This window comes from Novosphingobium cyanobacteriorum (assembly GCF_029436685.1).
GTDB lineage: Bacteria > Pseudomonadota > Alphaproteobacteria > Sphingomonadales > Sphingomonadaceae > Novosphingobium > Novosphingobium cyanobacteriorum.
In genome coordinates, this window is record NZ_JAROCY010000009.1 from 60882 (window position 1) to 79464 (window position 18583).

General features: G+C 64.4%; 16 protein-coding genes. 8 read left to right on the forward strand and 8 right to left on the reverse strand.

All coding sequences use genetic code 11. The annotated features are described in order from the left end of the window. Nucleotides 1-20: 20 nt before the first annotated feature. Nucleotides 21-1517 carry a carotenoid oxygenase family protein gene (locus POM99_RS10885; protein WP_277277662.1) on the reverse strand — a complete coding sequence of 499 codons (1497 nt, stop codon included), beginning with the start codon at nucleotides 1515-1517 and terminating at the stop codon, nucleotides 21-23. A 67-nt stretch (nucleotides 1518-1584) separates the two neighbouring features. Here POM99_RS10885 and POM99_RS10890 point away from each other — a divergent pair, with 67 nt between their 5' ends. Continuing rightward, a complete protein-coding gene (locus POM99_RS10890; protein ID WP_277277664.1) occupies nucleotides 1585-2208 on the forward strand; it encodes a MarR family winged helix-turn-helix transcriptional regulator in 624 nt (207 codons plus the stop codon). Here POM99_RS10890 and POM99_RS10895 read toward each other — a convergent pair. Beyond that, a complete protein-coding gene (locus tag POM99_RS10895; protein WP_277277666.1) occupies nucleotides 2193-2678 on the reverse strand; it encodes a DUF3237 domain-containing protein in 486 nt (161 codons plus the stop codon). The genes POM99_RS10890 and POM99_RS10895 overlap by 16 nt on opposite strands. 107 nt (nucleotides 2679-2785) lie before the next feature. Between POM99_RS10895 and POM99_RS10900 the strand changes: the two genes are divergently transcribed. After that, entirely contained in the window at nucleotides 2786-3268 is a 483-nt protein-coding gene (locus POM99_RS10900; RefSeq protein WP_277277668.1) for a DUF3237 family protein, read from the forward strand. 40 nt (nucleotides 3269-3308) lie between these two features. Here the strand turns inward: POM99_RS10900 and POM99_RS10905 are convergent, their stop codons facing one another. The 3 genes from POM99_RS10905 to POM99_RS10915 all read right to left on the reverse strand — a co-directional run bounded on the left by POM99_RS10905 (nucleotide 3309) and on the right by POM99_RS10915 (nucleotide 6577). Beyond that, entirely contained in the window at nucleotides 3309-4778 is a 1470-nt protein-coding gene (locus POM99_RS10905; RefSeq protein WP_277277670.1) for an NAD-dependent succinate-semialdehyde dehydrogenase, read from the reverse strand. An 80-nt stretch (nucleotides 4779-4858) separates the two neighbouring features. Then, a complete protein-coding gene (locus POM99_RS10910) occupies nucleotides 4859-5767 on the reverse strand; it encodes a LysR substrate-binding domain-containing protein (protein WP_277277672.1) in 909 nt (302 codons plus the stop codon). A 180-nt stretch (nucleotides 5768-5947) separates the two neighbouring features. After that, the gene (locus tag POM99_RS10915; RefSeq protein WP_277277674.1) at nucleotides 5948-6577 is read right to left on the reverse strand and encodes a TetR/AcrR family transcriptional regulator; all 630 of its coding nucleotides are present in this window, start codon (nucleotides 6575-6577) and stop codon (nucleotides 5948-5950) included. 74 nt (nucleotides 6578-6651) lie between these two features. Here POM99_RS10915 and POM99_RS10920 point away from each other — a divergent pair, with 74 nt between their 5' ends. The 3 genes from POM99_RS10920 to POM99_RS10930 all read left to right on the forward strand — a co-directional run bounded on the left by POM99_RS10920 (nucleotide 6652) and on the right by POM99_RS10930 (nucleotide 9648). After that, nucleotides 6652-7785, forward strand: coding sequence for an acyl-CoA dehydrogenase family protein (locus tag POM99_RS10920; RefSeq protein ID WP_277277676.1), 1134 nt, complete (start codon nucleotides 6652-6654; stop codon nucleotides 7783-7785). 37 nt (nucleotides 7786-7822) lie between these two features. Beyond that, on the forward strand, nucleotides 7823-8590 hold the full coding sequence (locus tag POM99_RS10925; protein ID WP_277277678.1) for an SDR family NAD(P)-dependent oxidoreductase: 768 nt from the start codon (nucleotides 7823-7825) through the stop codon (nucleotides 8588-8590). 77 nt (nucleotides 8591-8667) lie between these two features. Beyond that, the gene (locus POM99_RS10930) at nucleotides 8668-9648 is read left to right on the forward strand and encodes an NAD(P)H-dependent flavin oxidoreductase (protein WP_277277680.1); all 981 of its coding nucleotides are present in this window, start codon (nucleotides 8668-8670) and stop codon (nucleotides 9646-9648) included. Between the two features lie 60 nt (nucleotides 9649-9708). Here the strand turns inward: POM99_RS10930 and POM99_RS10935 are convergent, their stop codons facing one another. After that, nucleotides 9709-10893 carry an acyl-CoA dehydrogenase gene (locus tag POM99_RS10935; protein WP_277277682.1) on the reverse strand — a complete coding sequence of 395 codons (1185 nt, stop codon included), beginning with the start codon at nucleotides 10891-10893 and terminating at the stop codon, nucleotides 9709-9711. Between the two features lie 96 nt (nucleotides 10894-10989). Here POM99_RS10935 and POM99_RS10940 point away from each other — a divergent pair, with 96 nt between their 5' ends. Beyond that, a complete protein-coding gene (locus POM99_RS10940) occupies nucleotides 10990-11883 on the forward strand; it encodes a LysR family transcriptional regulator (protein ID WP_277277684.1) in 894 nt (297 codons plus the stop codon). A gap of 47 nt (nucleotides 11884-11930) precedes the next feature. On the opposite strand, the gene POM99_RS10945 is transcribed toward POM99_RS10940, so the two are convergent. After that, complete coding sequence (locus POM99_RS10945; RefSeq protein ID WP_277277686.1) at nucleotides 11931-14447, reverse strand: TonB-dependent receptor; 2517 nt, start codon at nucleotides 14445-14447, stop codon at nucleotides 11931-11933. Nucleotides 14448-14805: 358 nt separating this feature from the next. Here POM99_RS10945 and POM99_RS10950 point away from each other — a divergent pair, with 358 nt between their 5' ends. Continuing rightward, on the forward strand, nucleotides 14806-16029 hold the full coding sequence (locus POM99_RS10950; protein ID WP_277277688.1) for an acyl-CoA dehydrogenase family protein: 1224 nt from the start codon (nucleotides 14806-14808) through the stop codon (nucleotides 16027-16029). Between the two features lie 16 nt (nucleotides 16030-16045). Here the strand turns inward: POM99_RS10950 and POM99_RS10955 are convergent, their stop codons facing one another. Beyond that, nucleotides 16046-16990 (reverse strand): LysR family transcriptional regulator, encoded by a 945-nt coding sequence (locus POM99_RS10955; RefSeq protein ID WP_277277690.1) that lies wholly within the window; start codon nucleotides 16988-16990, stop codon nucleotides 16046-16048. Nucleotides 16991-17203: 213 nt separating this feature from the next. Between POM99_RS10955 and POM99_RS10960 the strand changes: the two genes are divergently transcribed. Continuing rightward, nucleotides 17204-18568 (forward strand): aminotransferase, encoded by a 1365-nt coding sequence (locus tag POM99_RS10960; RefSeq protein ID WP_277277692.1) that lies wholly within the window; start codon nucleotides 17204-17206, stop codon nucleotides 18566-18568. Nucleotides 18569-18583: the final 15 nt, after the last annotated feature.

The window sequence follows — 18583 nt, forward strand, 5'->3', positions numbered from 1 at the left end:
TGTCGTTCCCTGCGAATGGATCAGGCCGCAAGGGCGCTGGCGGGCGCCCAGTTGCCGTGCAGGCCCGGGCGGATGCGGAATGGGATGGCCAGCGTGGCGATGGGCCCCGCTCCAAGCTCGAGCGCCGCGAACAGCAACAACCGCGATGCGTTCTCGGCCAGGCGGTTTTCGATCACGACAAGGTACCCGTCGCCTTCCGTGGTGGAACCGGGGCGCGGGATGAAGGCCGGTTCCTGCAATGAGCTGGTCGGCCCGACCCACCAGGTATCGGTCTCGCCCGTGGTGCAATCGATATGGGCCAGCGTGTTCATCATCATGCCCGTGGCGCTGCGCATGCCGGGCAGGTCCACGGGCTTCGTGGCATCCTGCACCAGCTGCCAGCCATGCCGGTTGGCAAGTCCTGCGAAACGATCGTCGATGCGGGGGAATTCCCCCACCAGATCGGCCAGGGGCGCCATGCGGATCTCGTCGCTGTTCGCGGCCATGTCCACCGTCCACCGCGTCATCCGCGCGGCCGCAGCGGCGGGATCGAACGGAGCGCCTTCTGTGTCGGGGAAAAAGGGAAACATGTTGCCGGCGGCCGTCGGCACATCGAAGTGGATCACGCTGCCCACGTTGTGCGCGTTCATCACGTGGCTGGCGAAGCAGGTCGGCGCGCGGAACCAGCGCAGGTCCGCCGCCTGACCGCGCCGGGGCATCACGCCGAGGAAAACTTCGCGTCCCCGGTCGAAGCCGAAGTGCGGCAGCCGGGCGTGCAGCCGCTCCCATGAACCGACGATCGGCACCACGTGAAAGACCACATAGTCCTGCGTGAACGCGAAATCGTGCATCATGCAGTAATAGGGCAGCTCGAACCACGCCTCGTGCACGATCTCGCCCTGCGCATCGATCACGTAATAGGCCATGTCCGGCGTACACAGGCCACGCGCGGCATAGCCGAAGGCCAGCATCTCACCGGTCTGCGCGTCGATCTTGGGGTGCGCAGTAAAGGTTTCCGAGGTCATCCGGCCACCGAAGGTGTAAGCCGGGTCGATCGTCTCCAGCGTTTCCGGGTCCATCCACACGGGCGGGCTGTCTTCCTTCAGCGCCAGCAGCTTGCCCGCGTGGACGATCACGTTGGTGTTGGCCGTGCTGCGCACCATGCCTGCCACGGCGGGATCGTCGGTCAACGGATTGCGATAGGCGCCGAACAGCGCCTTGCCCGCCTCGCGTTCGGCCACGAACTTGCGCGTGCGGACCCAGCGCTGCTTCAGCGAAACCGTACCGCCGCCAAAGCCGAAGCGGCTCACCATGCCATCGCCGTTGAACCAGATGTCGTCCCCGGCCAGCGGCGGAAACTGCGGATCGGGCGCCACGCGGAAGAAGGCGCCTGCCAGATCCATCGGCACGGCACCGCCGATCACCTCCAGCCGGGGAACGTCAGCCTCGATACCGGAAGGGGCGAAGATCCCCGTGAAGTTTGCCGTCTGCGGAAATTGCACGCCTGACACCGCCGTCCCATTTTCTTGATTGCTCAACGAGAAGATTGATTAGTCAAGGATGGCGCTTGCTGGCAAGCACTTTCTGTGGTTGGGTCGACCGGCTATGGCATCGCGGCAGATGGCGCCGGCCGGCAAGCCGCGCCCCGGCCGGACTCTCAGGTGGAACATGCAGGCAAGTGACGACGCGAAGATGGCCCATCCGGCCGGGACTGGCGGAATGGGCGGGGATACGCCGCCTGCGGATGATATCGCCCTGCCGGGCTGGGCGATCACCGGGCTGGACTATCCCACCTTCCGCATCGGCCTGTTGGCCAAGGTGATGGACCGCCTGACCATCCGCGATCTGATGGACACCGATGGGCTGACTTATGCCGAATGGCGCGTGCTGGTCCGGCTCGCTGCGGTCGAGGACGGCGGCACCCCCGGTCGCGTGGCCGAACTCGCCTGGGCGGACCTTGCCGAAGTCAGCCGGGCAATCGGCTCGCTTGAGCGCAAGGGCCTGGTCGAACGGCACAAGAACCCAAAGGACCTCAGGACCTCGATCCTGCACCTCACGGCCCGCGGCCGGGCGCAGCATGAAGCGACGCTTGCCCGGCGCAACGCCTTTCACGAAAACCTGCTCGCCGGGCTCAACACGGCGGAGCGGGCCCAGCTTGATGAGCTGCTTTCCAGGATCGGCGCACAGTTGCACATCTCGCCCCCCGCCGGGACTCACCGCACCGCGTAGTATCGGAACAGCGAATGGTCGGGCTCCGCGCTCCCTTCCGCGGCGGGGCGGCGAACGCCCTTGCCGATGATCACCGTGCGGTTCAGCCATTCGTGCGGACCATCGGGCGCGCGGAAATAGGGGGTGCAGCGGAAATAGGGTGGCACCGGATCGTGGCCTGGCCGCTCCAGCATTCCGTGCACATAGCCAAGGTTGCGGATGTAGATCAGCGCACCGTCGTCGGCCTCGATCATGTAGTGCGCGTTCAGTTCCACCACGCCATCGGTGCGGATCATGGGCCAGTCGGCCCCGCTGTGGTCCACCAGCTTGCCCTGCAGCCTCGGGCCGCTGACAGTGCTTCCCGCACCCACCGAGGTATAGGCAAAGCGCGGCCCGTCGCGATGGATAGGCTCGGTCGACCAGCGCCGGTCGAAGTTGATCCGGATGTCGAACACATGTTCGAGGCGGAGGGAAAGGTCGATCTGGTCCAAGAAGGGCTTCCTGCTGATGCTTCGCCGCTGGCGGCGCGACAATGATGCTTGATCAATCAAATAAGATCACTATGCAAGCCACTTCGACATCCGCAGGGAGATCCAGGTTGATTGATTGGCAGCCCTTTGCCCCCAGGTTCCGCTATGCGTTCTCGATCGCGCTGACGCTGGGCAAGCCCTATTGGCTGAAGCCCACCACCATGGGGGCCACCCGCGCGGGCGTCTATGCGGTGGAAGGCGAGGTGGAGGGGCCCGGCATCAAGGGCCGCGTCATTCCGATGAGCGGTGGCGACTGGCCGCTGCTTCGCCCCGACGGGGTGATCGATTTCGATGCACGCTACATGCTCGAACTCGATGACGGCACGATCATCTACATGCAGAACCGCGGCTACCGCTGGGCCTATACCGAGGAAGTTGCCGAACGCATGGCCCGCAACGAACATGCCGAGCCGCACGAATACTACATGCGGGTATCGCCCAAGTTCGACGTACCCGAAGGCCCGCACGACTGGCTGGCGCGCCATGTGTTCGTCGGCGTGGCCGAGAAGATACCGGGCGCCAACCGCATCCATTACTTCGTGGTGGAATGATCCCCATCCGTCTGGGGGCGGCGCCCGGTCAAAACCCGCGTCAGCGCAGCCCTTCGCAGACGAACTTGAATTCAAGATAGTCGTCCATCCCGTGGCGTGAGCCTTCGCGACCGATGCCGGATTCCTTGATCCCGCCGAACGGGCCTGTTTCAGTGGAGATCAGTCCCGTGTTCGCACCCACGATCCCGTATTCCAGCGCACGCTGCACACGTACGATGCGGGCATGGTCACGCGTGTAGAAATAGGCGGCAAGGCCCGCGCTGCTGTCATTGGCGAACGCCACCGCCTGCTCCTCGGTGTCGAAAGTCACCAGGCCCGCCACCGGTCCGAACGTTTCTTCGCGACACAGCAACGCGTCTGCCGGCACATCGTCGATCACCGTGGGTGCGAAGAACGCACCCGCACTTTCGATGCGCGATCCGCCCACCAGCACGCGACCGCCGCGCGACACGGCATCGGCCACGTGGCGTGCCACCTTTTCCACTGCCGCGTCGTTGATCAGCGGGCCCTGCGTCACCCCCGGCTCGGTGCCGCAACCGGGCGTCAGCCTGGCCACTTCGACGGCAAGCTTTTCGGCGAAGAGCGGCTTGATGCCGCGCTGGACGTAGATCCGGTTCGCACAGACGCAGGTCTGGCCGCTGTTGCGAAACTTCGATGCGATCACACCCGCCACGGCGGCATCGACATCGGCATCGTCGAACACCAGGAATGGCGCGTTTCCTCCCAGTTCAAGCGAGACACGCTTTACCGTGTCCATGCAGCGCGCGGCCAGCATCTTGCCCACCGCGGTCGATCCGGTGAAGGTGAACTTGCGCACACGGGGATCGCTGGTCAGCACGTCGCCGATCGGGGCGGGCTGGCCTGTCACCACGTTGAACGCCCCTGCCGGAATGCCGGCAGTCTGGCCCAGATCCGCCAGCGCCAGCGCGGTGAAGGGGGTCAGTTCGGACGGCTTGAGCACCACGGTGCAGCCTGCCGCCAGTGCGGGCGCAACCTTGCGGGTGATCATCGCCGCCGGAAAGTTCCACGGCGTAACGGCCCCGACCACGCCCACTGGCTCACGCAGCACCATCAGCCGGCGCGATTCTTCCGAGGCGAGCACATCGCCATTGATCCTGCGGGCCTCTTCGGCAAACCAGCGCACAAAGGCGGCGGCATAGCCGATCTCGCCCACAGCTTCTGCTAGGGGCTTGCCCTGTTCGGCCACCAGCAGGCGCGCCAGCGCCTGTTGATTGGCAATGATCGCGTCGTACCAGCGCAGCAGCACATTGGCGCGCTCCAGCGGTGAGACCCTGCGCCAGTCCTGCAAGGCTGCCTGGGCCGCCTCCACCGCCGTCAGCGCGGCGTCTGCGCCAAGGTCGGGGACGCTGCCGATGACCTTGCCCGTGGCTGGGTCGGTCACCGCGATACGGTCCGGTCCGTTCACCCACTTGCCTGCGATGAAGGCATTCTGCCTCAGCAGTTCGTGATGGATGGGCGATTGGTCGGCGCTGCGGGTTTCGGTCAGCATGTCGGGGCCTCCTTGGGTCCCTTGTGCCATGCGGGGGTGATGCGGTGGTGTGCAGGCGTGCGATTGGCGCTGGGTGGTGACTAAAAATCACCACCCAGGTCCGAAGTCATCGCCGCTTTCAGCCATTGCCGGAACAGCGCCACCGGCCGTTCTGACCAGCGCTCTGCGCGCATTGTCAGGAAATAGGCACCCAGCGAGACCTCGTTGAATGGCTTCGCCTGCGGCTCCACCCTGACAAGCCGACCGGACGCCAGGTCATCCCCCAGCAGAAAGGCGTTGGTCAGTGCGATGCCACGGCCATTGCGGCATTCATCCAGCACAAGGTGTGCGTGCCACAGGCGCGGGCCCGGCAGGGCATCGCCCGGCAGGGATATCCCCTGGCCGGCCAGCCAGTCCCGCCATTCGATGTCGCTTTCCTCGTGCAGCAGCCTTGCACCCAGCAGGTCCCCGGCAGAGGCAAGCGGCGGCAACGTGGCGAGATAGCCGGGGCTGCACACCGGGAAGACGCTGGGGCGCGCGAGTTCATTCGATCGCACCATCGCGGCGGCGGCCCCGCCATCGCGATAATATCGCACATCGCCATCCACTTCTGCATCGCGTGGATCTGGCGGCGCATCCGACGGGCGCAGTTCGAGCGCGATATCAGGAAAGGTGTCGGTAAAGCCGCGCAGTCGTGGCAGCATCCAGCGCACGGCAAGGCCGGGCACGCACCACAGAGTCAGTCTGTCGCGCCGCGCCTTGCGCAGTCGGGTGGTCTCGGCTTCAATGGCTGACAGTGCATCCGATACCGTGTGGTAGTAATGCAGGCCTGCCTCGGTCAGCCCGCCCGGCGCGCTGGCGTCGATCAGGTTGACCCCTACAAGGTTCTCCAGCGCCTTCAGATGGCGGCTGACAGCGGAATGGTCGATGCCGATAAGTGCCGCCGCGCGTCGGATTCCGCCCGTTCGGCCATAAGCCTCGAAGGCGCGCAGCCAGGCAAGGTTTGGCACGCCCGCGCGAAACGGCCCCTCCGACCCACTCACAACGCTCCACCCATGATTGTTGCTTGCCACAATTCAGCCATGCCGAACAGGTGGCGGCGCGCATGTTCCTTCCATCTGCAAGCACGGCGGCCGGGTGAGCATGGGCCGGACCTGCCTTCTCTCAACCATGGGGTTTGCCTGGCGCGGTCAGGCTCGCGGGGTGAAGCCATGTCCGAGGAATTCGACCAGCTTGCGGGCAATCGCATCGGGTGCGTCCTCGCCCTCGGGGTTCTGCCAGCGTGCAGGCCAGTTCAACGCACCGGCCAGCGCAAATGCGGTGAGCTTCACGTCGCCGGGGGCAAGCGAACCATCCGCCATGCCCGCGGCGATGAATCCCCGCATGTCCGCATCGATGCGACGCTTCAGGTGGCGAAAGCGGGCTCGGCTTTCCGGAGCCAGCGCCTCTTCTGCGGTCCTGATCACGCAGCGGCCGAAGTCGTCCATGTTTATCTCGGCATAGCGCGTCAGGTAGGCAATCAGCCGGTCCGCGCCGCTGCCGGGCAGGGTGCGGCAGTGTTCGGCAAGATCGATCAGCTGCCCCAGCCCGATCACCACGCATTCCAGCAGCACCTGATCCTTGTTGCCAAGGTAATGGTAGATGGTCGGCTTCGAGATGCCGAGACTGGCGGCGACATCGTCGAGCGACGTCTGGTGGAAGCCGCGCCGGTTGAACATCTGCACCGCCGCCCGCAGCACGGCGGCGCGCTTCGCCTCACGCGCGGTGCGTTTCTGCTCGGCAGAGAGGAAGGGGGAGTCGGCTTCCGGGGCGGTGTCCATGCAATACAGGGAGTTGACAGAAAACGCGTGCGAACGCAATCTACTCATGAGTATAGTATAAGCGAACGAGTGTGATGATTCTCACCGAAACCCAGATTGCCGTGCGCGACATGGTGCGTGATTTCGCGCAGGAGCGGCTTCTGCCCCGTTCCGCAGCCTTCGAGGCGGCCAAGGGCTATCCCGATGACCTCTGGGCCGAACTGTCCGGACTTGGGCTGATGGGCATGATCGCACCCGCCGAAGCGGGCGGGGCCGGGCTGGACAGCGTGTCCTACGCGCTGGCGCTGGTCGAGATCGCGGCAGGGGACGGAGCGCTGTCCACCATCGTTTCGATCCACAACAGCCTGATCGTCGGCGGCCTGCTGAAGCTGGGCACTCCAGCGCAGCAGACGCGCTATCTTCCGGACCTGATCGGCGGGCGCGCGACCGGTGCCTTCGCCCTGACAGAATCTGACGCCGGATCCGATGCCTCTGCCATGCGCACCCGCGCGGTGAAGGTGGAGGGCGGCTGGCGGCTCAACGGCGCCAAGCAGTTCATTTCCAACGGCCGCATTGCCAAGGTGGCGATTGTCTTCGCCGTGACCGATCCCGAAGCGGGCAAGCGCGGCATGACCGCGTTCCTCGTGCCGACCGACAGCCCGGGCTATGCGGTTGACAAAGTGGAGCACAAGCTTGGCCAGAACGCGTCGGACACGTGCGCCATCCGTTTCGACGATGTGTTCGTGCCCGATGACATGGTGCTGGGCGCCGTGGGCGAGGGCTATCGCATCGCCCTTTCCAATCTGGAGGCCGGGCGCATCGGCATTGCCGCGCAGTGCATCGGCATGGCGCAGGCGGCGCTGGAGATCGCGATCCGCTATGCGAAGGAGCGCAAGAGCTTTGGCCAGGCGATCATCGAACATCAGGCGGTGGGCCATCGGCTGGCTGGTCTTGCCGCAAAGCTTGAGGCGGCGCGCCAGCTCGTGCTCCATGCAGCGGCGGTTAAGGACAGCGGTGCATCGTGCCTGACCGAGGCCTCGATGGCCAAGCTGGTTGCCTCTGAAACGGCCGAGGAGGTCGTGTCGGGCGCTTTGCAGACACTCGGTGGCTATGGCTATCTTGAGGAATACGGCGTGGCGCGCATCTACCGTGATATGCGGGTTTGCCAGATCTACGAAGGTACTTCGGACATCCAGCGCATGGTCATCGCCCGCGCGCTTGCTGCCTGAAAACCAGGGCTGAATTTACCCCAACGGGAGGACTTGAATGGACATCAACGGATTGGCCGCCATCGTCACCGGCGGCGCATCGGGGCTTGGCGCGGCAACGGCCGAGCTGCTGGCGGCGCGCGGCGCCAAGGTTACGCTGTTTGATCTCAATACCGATCTTGGCCATGCCAAGGCGACCGAGATCGGCGGCCGCTTCGCCGCCGTGAACGTGACCGACGAAGACGCCGTGACGAACGCCATTGCAGAGGCCGAGGCGGTCAACGGCAAGGCACGCATCCTCGTCAACTGCGCCGGCATCGGCCCGCCGGCCAAGGTGCTGAACCGTGATGGCAGCCCGCTGCCGCTGGCTGACTTTGCCAAGATCATCAACATCAACCTGATCGGCACCTTCAACGTGCTGTCCAAGTTCGCCAGCCGCATCCACGATGCCGATCCGCTGAACGAGGATGGCGAGCGCGGCGTGATCGTCAACACCGCCAGCGTGGCGGCGTTCGAAGGGCAGATCGGCCAGCCGGCCTATTCCGCCTCGAAAGGCGGCGTGGTCGGCATGGCGCTGCCCATCGCGCGCGAATTCGCCCGCTTCGGCATCCGCGTGAACACCATCGCGCCGGGCATCTTCTGGACCCCTCTGCTCGGCTCGCTGCCGCAGGAGGCGCAGGATTCGCTGGGCAAGCAGGTGCCGTTCCCCAGCCGCCTGGGCAAGCCGGCGGAGTATGCGAAGATGGTCGAGGCGATCGTCACCAACCCGATGGTCAATGCCGAGGTGATCCGGCTTGACGGCGCGATCCGCATGGCGCCACGCTGAAATGGCGTACATTGAGAGCGACTGAGGGCCGGTTGAAACGGGCTGAGGCGCCTTGAGACGCGTTTAGGGAGGACTGAATGGCACTGAAGACCCGCATCACCGAGATGCTTGGGATCGAACATCCCATCGTGCAGGGCGGGATGATGAACGTGGGCTATGCCGAGCTGGCAAGCGCGGTTTCCAACGCGGGAGGGCTCGGCATCATCACCGCGCTGACCCAGCCGACGCCGGACGCGCTGCGTGACGAGATCGAGCGCACGAAGGGCATGACGGCGAAGCCGTTCGGCGTGAACATGACGATCTTTCCCACCGTGAACGCGCCTGATTACAAGGCCTATGCCCAGGCGATCATCGATGGTGGTGTGAAGATCGTGGAGACCGCGGGCACCCCGGCTGTGCGCGAGATCTGGGAGATGCTCAAGCCCCATGGCGTGACCATCCTGCACAAGTGCACGGCGGTGCGCCATGCCCTGTCAGCCGAAAAGGCGGGTTGCGACGTGATCTCGATCGATGGCTTCGAATGCGCCGGCCACCCCGGCGAGGACGATATTCCCGGCCTGATCCTGATTCCCGCCGCGGCGGACAAGGTGAAGATTCCGATGCTGGCATCGGGCGGGTTCGGCGACGGGCGCGGGCTTGCGGCGGCACTGGCGCTGGGTGCGGACGGCATCAACATGGGCACGCGGTTCTGCGCCACGGTGGAGGCGCCGATCCACGACAACGTGAAGCAGGCCTATATCGACAACGACGAGCGCGGCAGCTTCCTGATCTTCCGCAACTTCAAGAACACGGCGCGCGTGGGGCGCAGTGCGGTTTCGGAAGAGGTGGTGCGCCGGCTGGCACAACCGGACGCGGTGTTCGAGGACGTGCGCGAACTGGTGGCGGGCAGCGCGGGCAAGGCATTGCTGCAGACCGGCGACCTGACCAAGGGCGTGTTCTGGGCAGGCATGGTGCAGGGCCTGATCCACGACATCCCGACGTGCCAGGTGCTGATCGACCGGATCGTGGCCGATGCCGAAGCGATCATCCGCGCGCGTCTGGCCGGGATGATCACCTGAACACAGCCGCGTGAGTGCGGGTGAAGGGGCTGGGGCCGGTCGCCGTCCGCCAGCCCCGGTTCAGAACGCGGGGATGCCGGTGATCGCGCGGCCGAGAATCAGCGCGTGGACATCGTGCGCGCCTTCATAGGTGTTCACGGTTTCCAGGTTCACCATGTGGCGGATCACCTGATACTCCTCGGAAATGCCGTTGCCGCCGTGCATGTCGCGCGCAGCCCGCGCGATATCCAGCGCCTTGCCCACGTTGTTGCGCTTGACGATGGAGATCATCTCGGGCGCAAAGCGGCCTTCGTCCATCAGCCGGCCGACACGCAGCGATGATTGCAGGCCCATGGCGATGTCCACCATCATGTCGGCCAGCTTCTTCTGCCACAGTTGTGTGGCGGCAAGCGGGCGGCCGAACTGCCTGCGATCGAGGCCATACTGGCGCGTGGCGTGCAGGCAGAATTCGGCCGCGCCCATCGCGCCCCATGAAATGCCATACCGCGCGCGGTTGAGGCATTCGAACGGCCCCTTCAGCCCTTCCACTTCGGGCAGCAGCGCATCGGCGCCGACGCGGACCTCGTCCATCAGGATCATGCCGGTGGTGGAAGCGCGCAGCGAGAGCTTGCCTTCGATCTTGGGCGCTTCGAGGCCCTTCATGCCCTTTTCGAGGATGAAGCCGCGGATGCGCCCGCCGTGGGCCTCGCTCTTGGCCCAGACGACGAAGACATCGGCGAAGGGCGCGTTGCTGATCCACGTCTTTGCGCCGTGCAGGACATAGCCATCACCATCGGCGCGGGCGACGGTGCGCATGCCGCCGGGGTCGGACCCGGCGTCGGGCTCGGTCAGGCCGAAGCAGCCGATCAGCGCGCCAGAGGCAAGGCCGGGCAGGTAGCGCCTGCGCTGTTCTTCGGAACCGAAGGCGTAGATCGGGTGCATCACGAGGCTGGACTGCACCGAGGCCATTGAACGGTAGCCGGAATCGACGCGTTCGATCTCGCGCGCGCAGAGGCCATAGGCGACATAGCTGGCACCGGAGCCGCCGTATTGTTCGGGCAGGGTCATGCCGAGCAGGCCGGCCTGGCCCATCAGCGGAAACAGTTCGGGGGCGGAGACTTCATCGCGGAAAGCCTGGATCACGCGCGGCTGCAGCTCGCCCTGGGCAAAGCCGTGCGCGGCATCGCGGATCATGCGCTCGTCGTCGGTCAACTGGCTTTCGAGGTCGAAGGGATCTTCCCAGTTGAAACGCACGCTGCCGGCCATTGTCGTGTCTCCTTGCGGGGCTTTGTCTGTGCGGCGCTTGTGTTATTACCGCAATGCCGAAGGATGGGCAAAGTCTATCGCAATCTGGAATAATGGATGATCGACCCGGACGGCCTGCGCGCCTTTGTGAGCATTGCGGACACGGGCAGCTTCTCGCGCGCGGCGGACTTGCTGGGGATCGCGCAGTCGGTGGTGAGCAAACGGCTGCGGCGGGTGGAGGACCAGCTGCGGCTGACGCTGGTGGACCGCACCGTGCGCAACGCCATCATGCTGACCCGCGCGGGCGAGCTCTATCTTGCCGAGGCACGGGCCACGCTGGCGCAGCTGGACAAGGCCGAGCGCGTGGGCCGCAACCTGGCGCGCGGATCGGCTGGGCCGCTGCGCATCGGCTTCGTGTTTTCGGCCGCGATCGACGGCAGCCTGGGTGCGGTGCTGGCCGCTCTTGCGCGGGAGGCGCCCGACGTGACGCCGGAACCGGCGATGATGGAAACGCCGGATCAGCTTGCCGCGCTGGGCACGGGGCGGCTGGACGTAGGTCTCGTGCGGCGGCGACCGTCGTGGCCGGAGGGGTGCTCTGCGCGGGTGATCCATCGCGAACCGCTGCTTGCCGCCATGGGGCTGACGCACCCGCTGGCAACGCTGGCGGAGGTTTGCGCGCACGACCTTGCCGGGGAACGCTTTATCGTGCCGCAGTTCCACGAACGAGTTGGGCTGGTCGACAACCTGCAGCGGCTGGCGCGGCAGGGAGGGTTTGAAGCGGGCGAGATCATCCGAACCGCTGATTTCCCGACAGCAGCATGCCTGGCTGCGGCAGGGCACGGGGTGGTGCTGGCGCCGGCATCACTGCGGAACATCAGGTTGGCGGGCCTGACCTTTCGCGTGATCAGCGATTATGCGGAGGAAATCGAGACGTTGCTGGTGTGGCGCGACGACGCCCCGCAGCAGGCGTTGAGCGCCATGACGGCTGCATTTATGGGCCATGTGTCATAAGGCCGAACGGACGACCGGGCGCGGGAGGCCGCCCCAGTCCGATCGCCTCATGACCCTTCATCGCCCGGCGACGGCACGCCTGCCCGCCGGTGACCTGAACAAACCCGGAGGCGGCGGGGCTGGGTGCCGCCTCCGGGCCGGTGCCAGCGGTTTGCGCCGAACGGGATGCGCAACGTGGCGCCGTAGGTGACAGGCGGCGCATAGATCGACGTCACGCCAAGGATGCCAAGGTTCAGGGCATAGGCGCGATAGGCCTTGTTGAACACGTTGTGCGCCCATGCGGTCAGCGCGATGCCGGTCTGGTCGTGCTTGTAGGTCAGCGACAGGTTGGTGACGTTGTACGCCTTCTGCAGTGAGCCAAGACCATTGGTCACTTCCAGGAACTGGTCATCATACCACACGCCATCGACCTGAGCCGCAATATTGCCGCCGGACACATCGCGGTTGTAGCGCAGCAGGTAGTTGAAGCTGAACTTGGGCGCATTGGGCAGCTGCGCGTTCTTGATGTTCGCCTGCGGGAAATCGCAACGGAACACCCCGCCAAGGTTCTTGCAGTATTCCGAATCCGGCGCGCCGGGGAACAGTTCCGGACCAAATTGGACGCCCGTGCCCGGAATGCTGTCGACGCGCGAATGCTCGTAGGTGGCCCCGAAGACCGCGTCGAAATTGCGCGAGGGCGACCAGAAGGCTTCCAGCTCCGCACCGGTGGCGCGCGCGTCGCTGTTGTAGACCTTGGGCACGCCGCCGGCGAGCGAGAAGGCCTGATAGTCGTCGTAGATGTAGTGGTAAACCGTGCCGTTCAACCGCAGCTTGCCGCCCAGCAGGGTGGTCTTGAAGCCGCCCTCGATGCTGTTCAGCGTTTCAGGCCGGTGGCGGAAATCCTGCGCGGCGATGTTGGAGGAGAGCGACCAGTTGCCGCCCTTGATGCCACGGTTCCATGACAGGAACAGCAGGGCATCGGGCGTCGCCTGATAGTTCAGCGAAACGCGCGCTGCCCAGTCGCCATAGTGGTCGCGGTTCACGCCCGGAACCACGGCGGCGAGATCCTGGTCGGTGAACAGCAGCTTGGGATCGGGCTGCGGGGCATAGGTGGGGTCGCTGAGGATGTTGCGATAATCGATGGACTTGTTGTCCTTCGAATAGCGTCCGCCAAGAGTCAGTGAGAGCTTGTCGTTGAACTTGATATCGCCCTGCGCAAAGACAGACCAGTTCTTCGAATTGATGAGGTAGCGCTGGTCCACGGTGGGCAGCGAGAAGCCGCCGTTGCCCGCAATGGCCAGGTCGAGGATCGGCGCGCCGGTAACCGCGTGCGAGCCGTTGTACTTCATGTCGAGGTAGTAACCGCCGACCTGCCATTTCAGCATGCCGGTTTCGCCAGCGAGGCGCAGCTCTTGCGAGAACTGGTGGAATTTGACCCGCGAATCGACGTTCACGATGGTGAAGGGCAGGGCATCGCCGTCTTCGGCATAGACCTTGTTCATCGTCAGGTAGTTGGTGATCGAGGTCAGTTCCGCACCACCCAGCTTCCAGTCCAGCTGGCCCTGGTAGCTGTTCATCACGCGATCGAGCCGACCGGGACGTTCACCGAAATGAACCCAGGGCGAAGCCTTTTCCGAAGTGACGCCGTTGATCACCCCGTTCTGGTCGTCGCTCAGGCCCGCAGCGTTGGTATTGCAGTATCCGTTGGCGAGGTAGACGCAGTTTTCAAAGACATAGCCACCGGTGGCGACGTTGTTGTCCTCGGCATGCTTGTACCACAGGCTCAGAGTTGCTTCGGGGGTAATGTCGAACTGCAGGTTGGCGCGCGCTGCCCAGCCGTTCCTGCCACCGAGATCCTGCCCGCTGCCCGGCGCGATGAGGGCGCCTGTGGGATCGAACGTATCGCGCGACTTGATATAGCCGTCGGCCTTTTCCATGCGGCCAGCCACGCGAAGGCGCACGCCCTGCGCCAGCGCACCACCCGCAGCACCTTCGATCGACCACGAATGGAAGCGGCCGTATTCACCGCTGGCGTAACCTTCGAAAGCGTCCTTGCTGGCATCGTTGCTGAGGTAATGGATCAGGCCGCCCGTGGCGTTGCGGCCGAACAGCGTGCCTTGCGGCCCGCGCAGCACTTCAACGCGCTTGATGTCGAACAGCTGTCCGGCAATCGCGTTCATCGAGGCGATGTAGGCGTTGTCCTGATAGACCGCGACCGGCGCTTCGAGGTTGTCGGTGAAGTTGTTCTGCGAGATGCCGCGCAGGCTGAAGATCGTCAGGTTGGGCGACCACGCGTTGACGCGCAGCGACGGGATCTGCTGCGTGATCTGCGTGGTGTCGGTGATGTTCAGCCGCTTGATCTGGTCGCCCGAGAAGGCGCTGACCGAAATCGAAACCTTCTGCAGGCTTTCGCTGCGCTTGTTGGCGGTGACGACAATGGCATCGGCAAGGCCGGCTTCAGCGGAGCCCGCTTGGGCAGCTTCCTGTTGCGGCACATCTTGGGCATGTGCCTGGGCTGCAAACGCAACCGCGGCAGCCGAGATCAAATAGGCCGCCTTACCGGCTGCCGAACGAATCCTGTTCATCGTGACTTCTCCCCGAATGCACGACTGCGCCTCCCTCTCGTGCGCTTGGCATCGTGCCCGAATGTTCATGTTGCGGAACGTGATTCGTTATTACACGGTTTACAGTGATAGGCAATCGGGGTTTATTGTTGCGGAAGAGAAACGATCAAAGAGGGTGATTCGGGTGCCTCGACTGGCATTCGCACAACTTCTTAAGTGCATGATAAAAAACAGCTTAAGTGAGAAGTTTGAACAGCGCAGGCTTGTCGGGGTCGCTTAAAAGGGTGGCGTGCGGATCGGTCGGCGCATTATTGTTGAACAGACTTCGTCGGCCCGGAATTGCCCGTCCGAGCCGCCGCAAGGAAAGGATTCGAAAGACATGGAAACGGCCGAAATCGCCATTGCGAACCGCATCGTACCTTCTAACGGAGATACGTTTCCGAAGCCGGAGGATCTGATCGCCCGCGCGCGCGCCATGGTGCCGGTGCTGCGCGAACGCGAAGCCGAAGCGATCGCTGCACGGCAGGTGCCCGAAGAGACGATTCGTGCCTTCATCGATGCAGGCTTCTTCAAGGTGCTGCAGCCGCGCCGCCACGGCGGCTATGAAATGTCGCCCGCCGTCTATTGCGAGATCGCACGCACGCTGGCGGAAGGGTGCATGAGCAGCGCCTGGGTCTATGGCGTCGTTGCGGTCCACAACTGGCAGCTGGCGCTGTTCGATCCGCAGGCGGCCGAGGACGTCTGGGCCGAGGACGACAGCGTGCTGGTCAGTTCGTCCTACATGCCGATGGGCAAGGTCACCAAGGTGGAAGGCGGTTACCGCCTGAACGGGCGCTGGGCCTTTTCCAGCGGATCGGCCCATTGCGACTGGGTGATCCTGGGTGCGAACATGCCGGCCGAAGAAGGGGGCGCACCCGAACCTTTCAACTTCCTGGTGCCGCGCGCGGACTATGAGATCGTGGATACGTGGCACACGATGGGCCTGTGCGCCACGGGCAGCAACGACATCGTGATCGAGGACGCCTTCGTGCCCGCGCATCGCGTTATCCGTGAACTGGACATGTTCCGGCTCGACTGCCCGGGCATGGCGGCCAACCCCGGTGCGCTCTATCGCATTCCCTTTGCGCAGCTGTTCAACCGCACCGTATCGACCACGTCGCTGGGTTCATTGCGCCATGCGCTGCAAACCTTCATCAAGGCGACGAAGGAAAAGCGCGCAACCTATACCGGCGCGCGCCTTGCCGCAGACACCACGATCCAGGAAGCGGTGGCCGAGGTGAAGGTGATCCTCAACGATCTGGAGCTGCGGCTGTCGAGCGACCTTGCCGAACTGGACCGTCGGGCCGAAGCCAATGACTGGCCGATCGAGCGGCGCGCCGAACTGGGGCATCACACCACGTCGATGGTCAACTCGTGCGTGCGGGCGATCGACCTGCTGATGCTGTTCTCCGGCGGCAAGGCGATCTACCTGGGCAACCCGATCCAGCGCGCGTTCCTCGACATCCACTGTGCCCGCGCGCATGTGGCCAACAACCCGTTCCCCTATGCGCGCAATGTCGGCGCGATGGCCTTCGGCTTCGACAACGACTGCCTGGATCTCTGAGGAGGGATCGCCGGGATCAGATCGCGGACGCGAGCGCGAGGAGACTGCCAGGGGACTGTTCATCCCCGTCACGCATCTCCTCGCGCACGAAGTCAACGAAGGCGCGTACCTTGGACAGCGCGTAGTTCCCGCGCGGGAAGATGATGTGCAGCGGGATGCGCTCAGTCACCAGATCGGGCAGCAGCGGTTCAAGCCGGTTGGCGGCGATGTCCTCTTCCACCAGGAAGCGGGGCAGGAAGCTTACACCCAAGCCTTCGACCGTGGCTTCACGCGCCATCCGCACCGAATTGCTCGTCAACGGGCCACGGTTGATGGCCACGGTCACATCGTCGGACAGGCGCCATTCGCCGACCCGCGAGATATGCGTCTCGACGATGCAGGTGTGGTCCTTCAGGTCGTTGGGCGCGCTGGGGCGCCCCGCCTTTTCCAGGTATCCGCGCGAAGCAACGAGAACCATTGGGTAGTGGCGCAGGCGCACCGAATCCAGCGAACTCTCGAACGTGTCGCCCATCCAGAAGGCGACATCAAAGCGGCCCTTGATCAGGTCAACCTTGCTGTCCGAAAGATTCACGAACAGGCGAACGTCGGGATAGGACTGCAGGAAGCGCGGCAGGATCGACGTCAAATCGAACAGCGACGAAACCACCGGCGCGTTCACCTTCAGCTCGCCCCGCGGCTTTGACACCATGCCGCTGATGATCTGGTTGGCTTCGCTGACTTCCTCCACGATGCGAGCGCATCGCGCGTACATTTCGCGTCCCGCGGGCGTGAGCGTGACTGACCGCGTGGTGCGGTCGAGCAGGCGTACCCCTATGCTCTGCTCCAGCTTGGCAATCTGGCGGCTGACAGCGGCCTTGGAATAGCCGAGCATGTTTGCCGCGCTTGAAAATCCACCTGTGCTGACCACCGCGGCGAACGACATCATCGCCATCACGTTACCAAGATCGGGTTTCTCGTCCATGCCTCTCTCCTCCGCCACGGTCGGCGGCAAGTCAATGCCGTGACCCCTACGGTAATGCTGACTCTGACTGCGTTGATTGTTCACTTAACGCAAAAGGAAAGCATTTTTATCTAGGACTGTTGCCAAATCGTATCAAATGGGCGAAGGGTGCGGCGTCAAATATTCTGCAGCCCTGATTCGATCAGCGAAGCGGGCGGCAAGGGGAGAAAATACATGGCGACCCAGCTTTCCGAGGCCGCGCTGCGCGACCAGCGCAGCCAGTTCCACCCGTTCACCGCGATCACCGACTTGATGGCCGATGGGCCCACCGTGATGTCGAGCGGTTCCGGCGTCCGCGTGACCGACGTTGACGGCAAGGAATATCTCGACGGCATGGCCGGCCTGTGGTGCGTGAACCTTGGCTATGGCCGCAAGGAGATCACCCAGGCGATTGCGCACCAGAGCGAGCGGCTTTCGTTCTTCCACACCTTCAACGGCATGTCGAGCGACGTGGTCGCCGAGTGCGCGGAAGAACTGCTCAAGCGTGCGCCGGTGCCGATGTCGCGCGTGTTCTTCGGCGCATCGGGCAGCGATGCCAATGAAACCCAGCTCAAGCTGATCTGGTATTACAACAACCTGCGCGGCAAGCCGGAAAAGAAGAAGATCATTGCGCGCTGGAACGCCTATCACGGTTCGGGCGTGGCAACGGCCAGCCTCACCGGCCTGCCCGGCATGCACACCCTGTTCGACCTGCCCAAGGGCCCGATCATTCACGTCAGCGCGCCGTACTATTATCGCAACGCGCCTGAAGGCATGAGCGAGCGCGAGTTCTCGAAGCAGTTGGCTAAGGAACTGGAAGACACCATCGCGCGCGAAGGCGCCGACACCATCGCCGCGTTCTTTGCCGAAGCCGTGATGGGCGCCGGCGGCCTGATCCCGCCGCCCGAAGGTTACTTCGAGGAAATCGGCCCGATCCTGAAGAAGCACGACATCCTGCTGGTGGCGGACGAGGTCGTATCCGGTTTCGGCCGTCTCGGCACCTACTGGGGCAGCCAGACCTATGGCTACGAGCCCGACCTGATCACCTCGGCCAAGGGCGTGACCTCGGGCTATTTCCCGATGTCGGTCTGCTTCATTTCGCCCAAGGTGTGGGATGTGATCGAAGGTGCGGCATCCACCGCGGGTCTGTTCGGCCATGGCTACACCTATTCCGCCCACCCGGTCGGCGCGGCTGCGGCTCTGGCCGCACTCAAGCTGATCGACGAGCTCAAGGTGGTCGAAAACGTGGCCGACGTCGGCCCTTACATGCTGCAGCAGCTGAAGGACCGGCTGGGCCAGCACGCCCATGTGGGTGACATTCGCGGCCAGGGCCTGATGATCGGCATCGAGCTGATGAAGGATCGTGGCGCGAAGGAAACCTTCCCGATGGCCAACCGCACGGGCCGCCAGGTGCTCAAGGCTGCGGCTGCCCGTGGTCTGATCACCCGCGCGCTGGGCGATACGCTGGTGTTCGCCCCGCCTCTGGTGATCAACCGGGCCGAGGTGGACGAACTGGTCGACAAGTTCGCGCTGGCGGTTCAGGACGTCGTCCCCGCCTGAACACAGCGGCAAGAC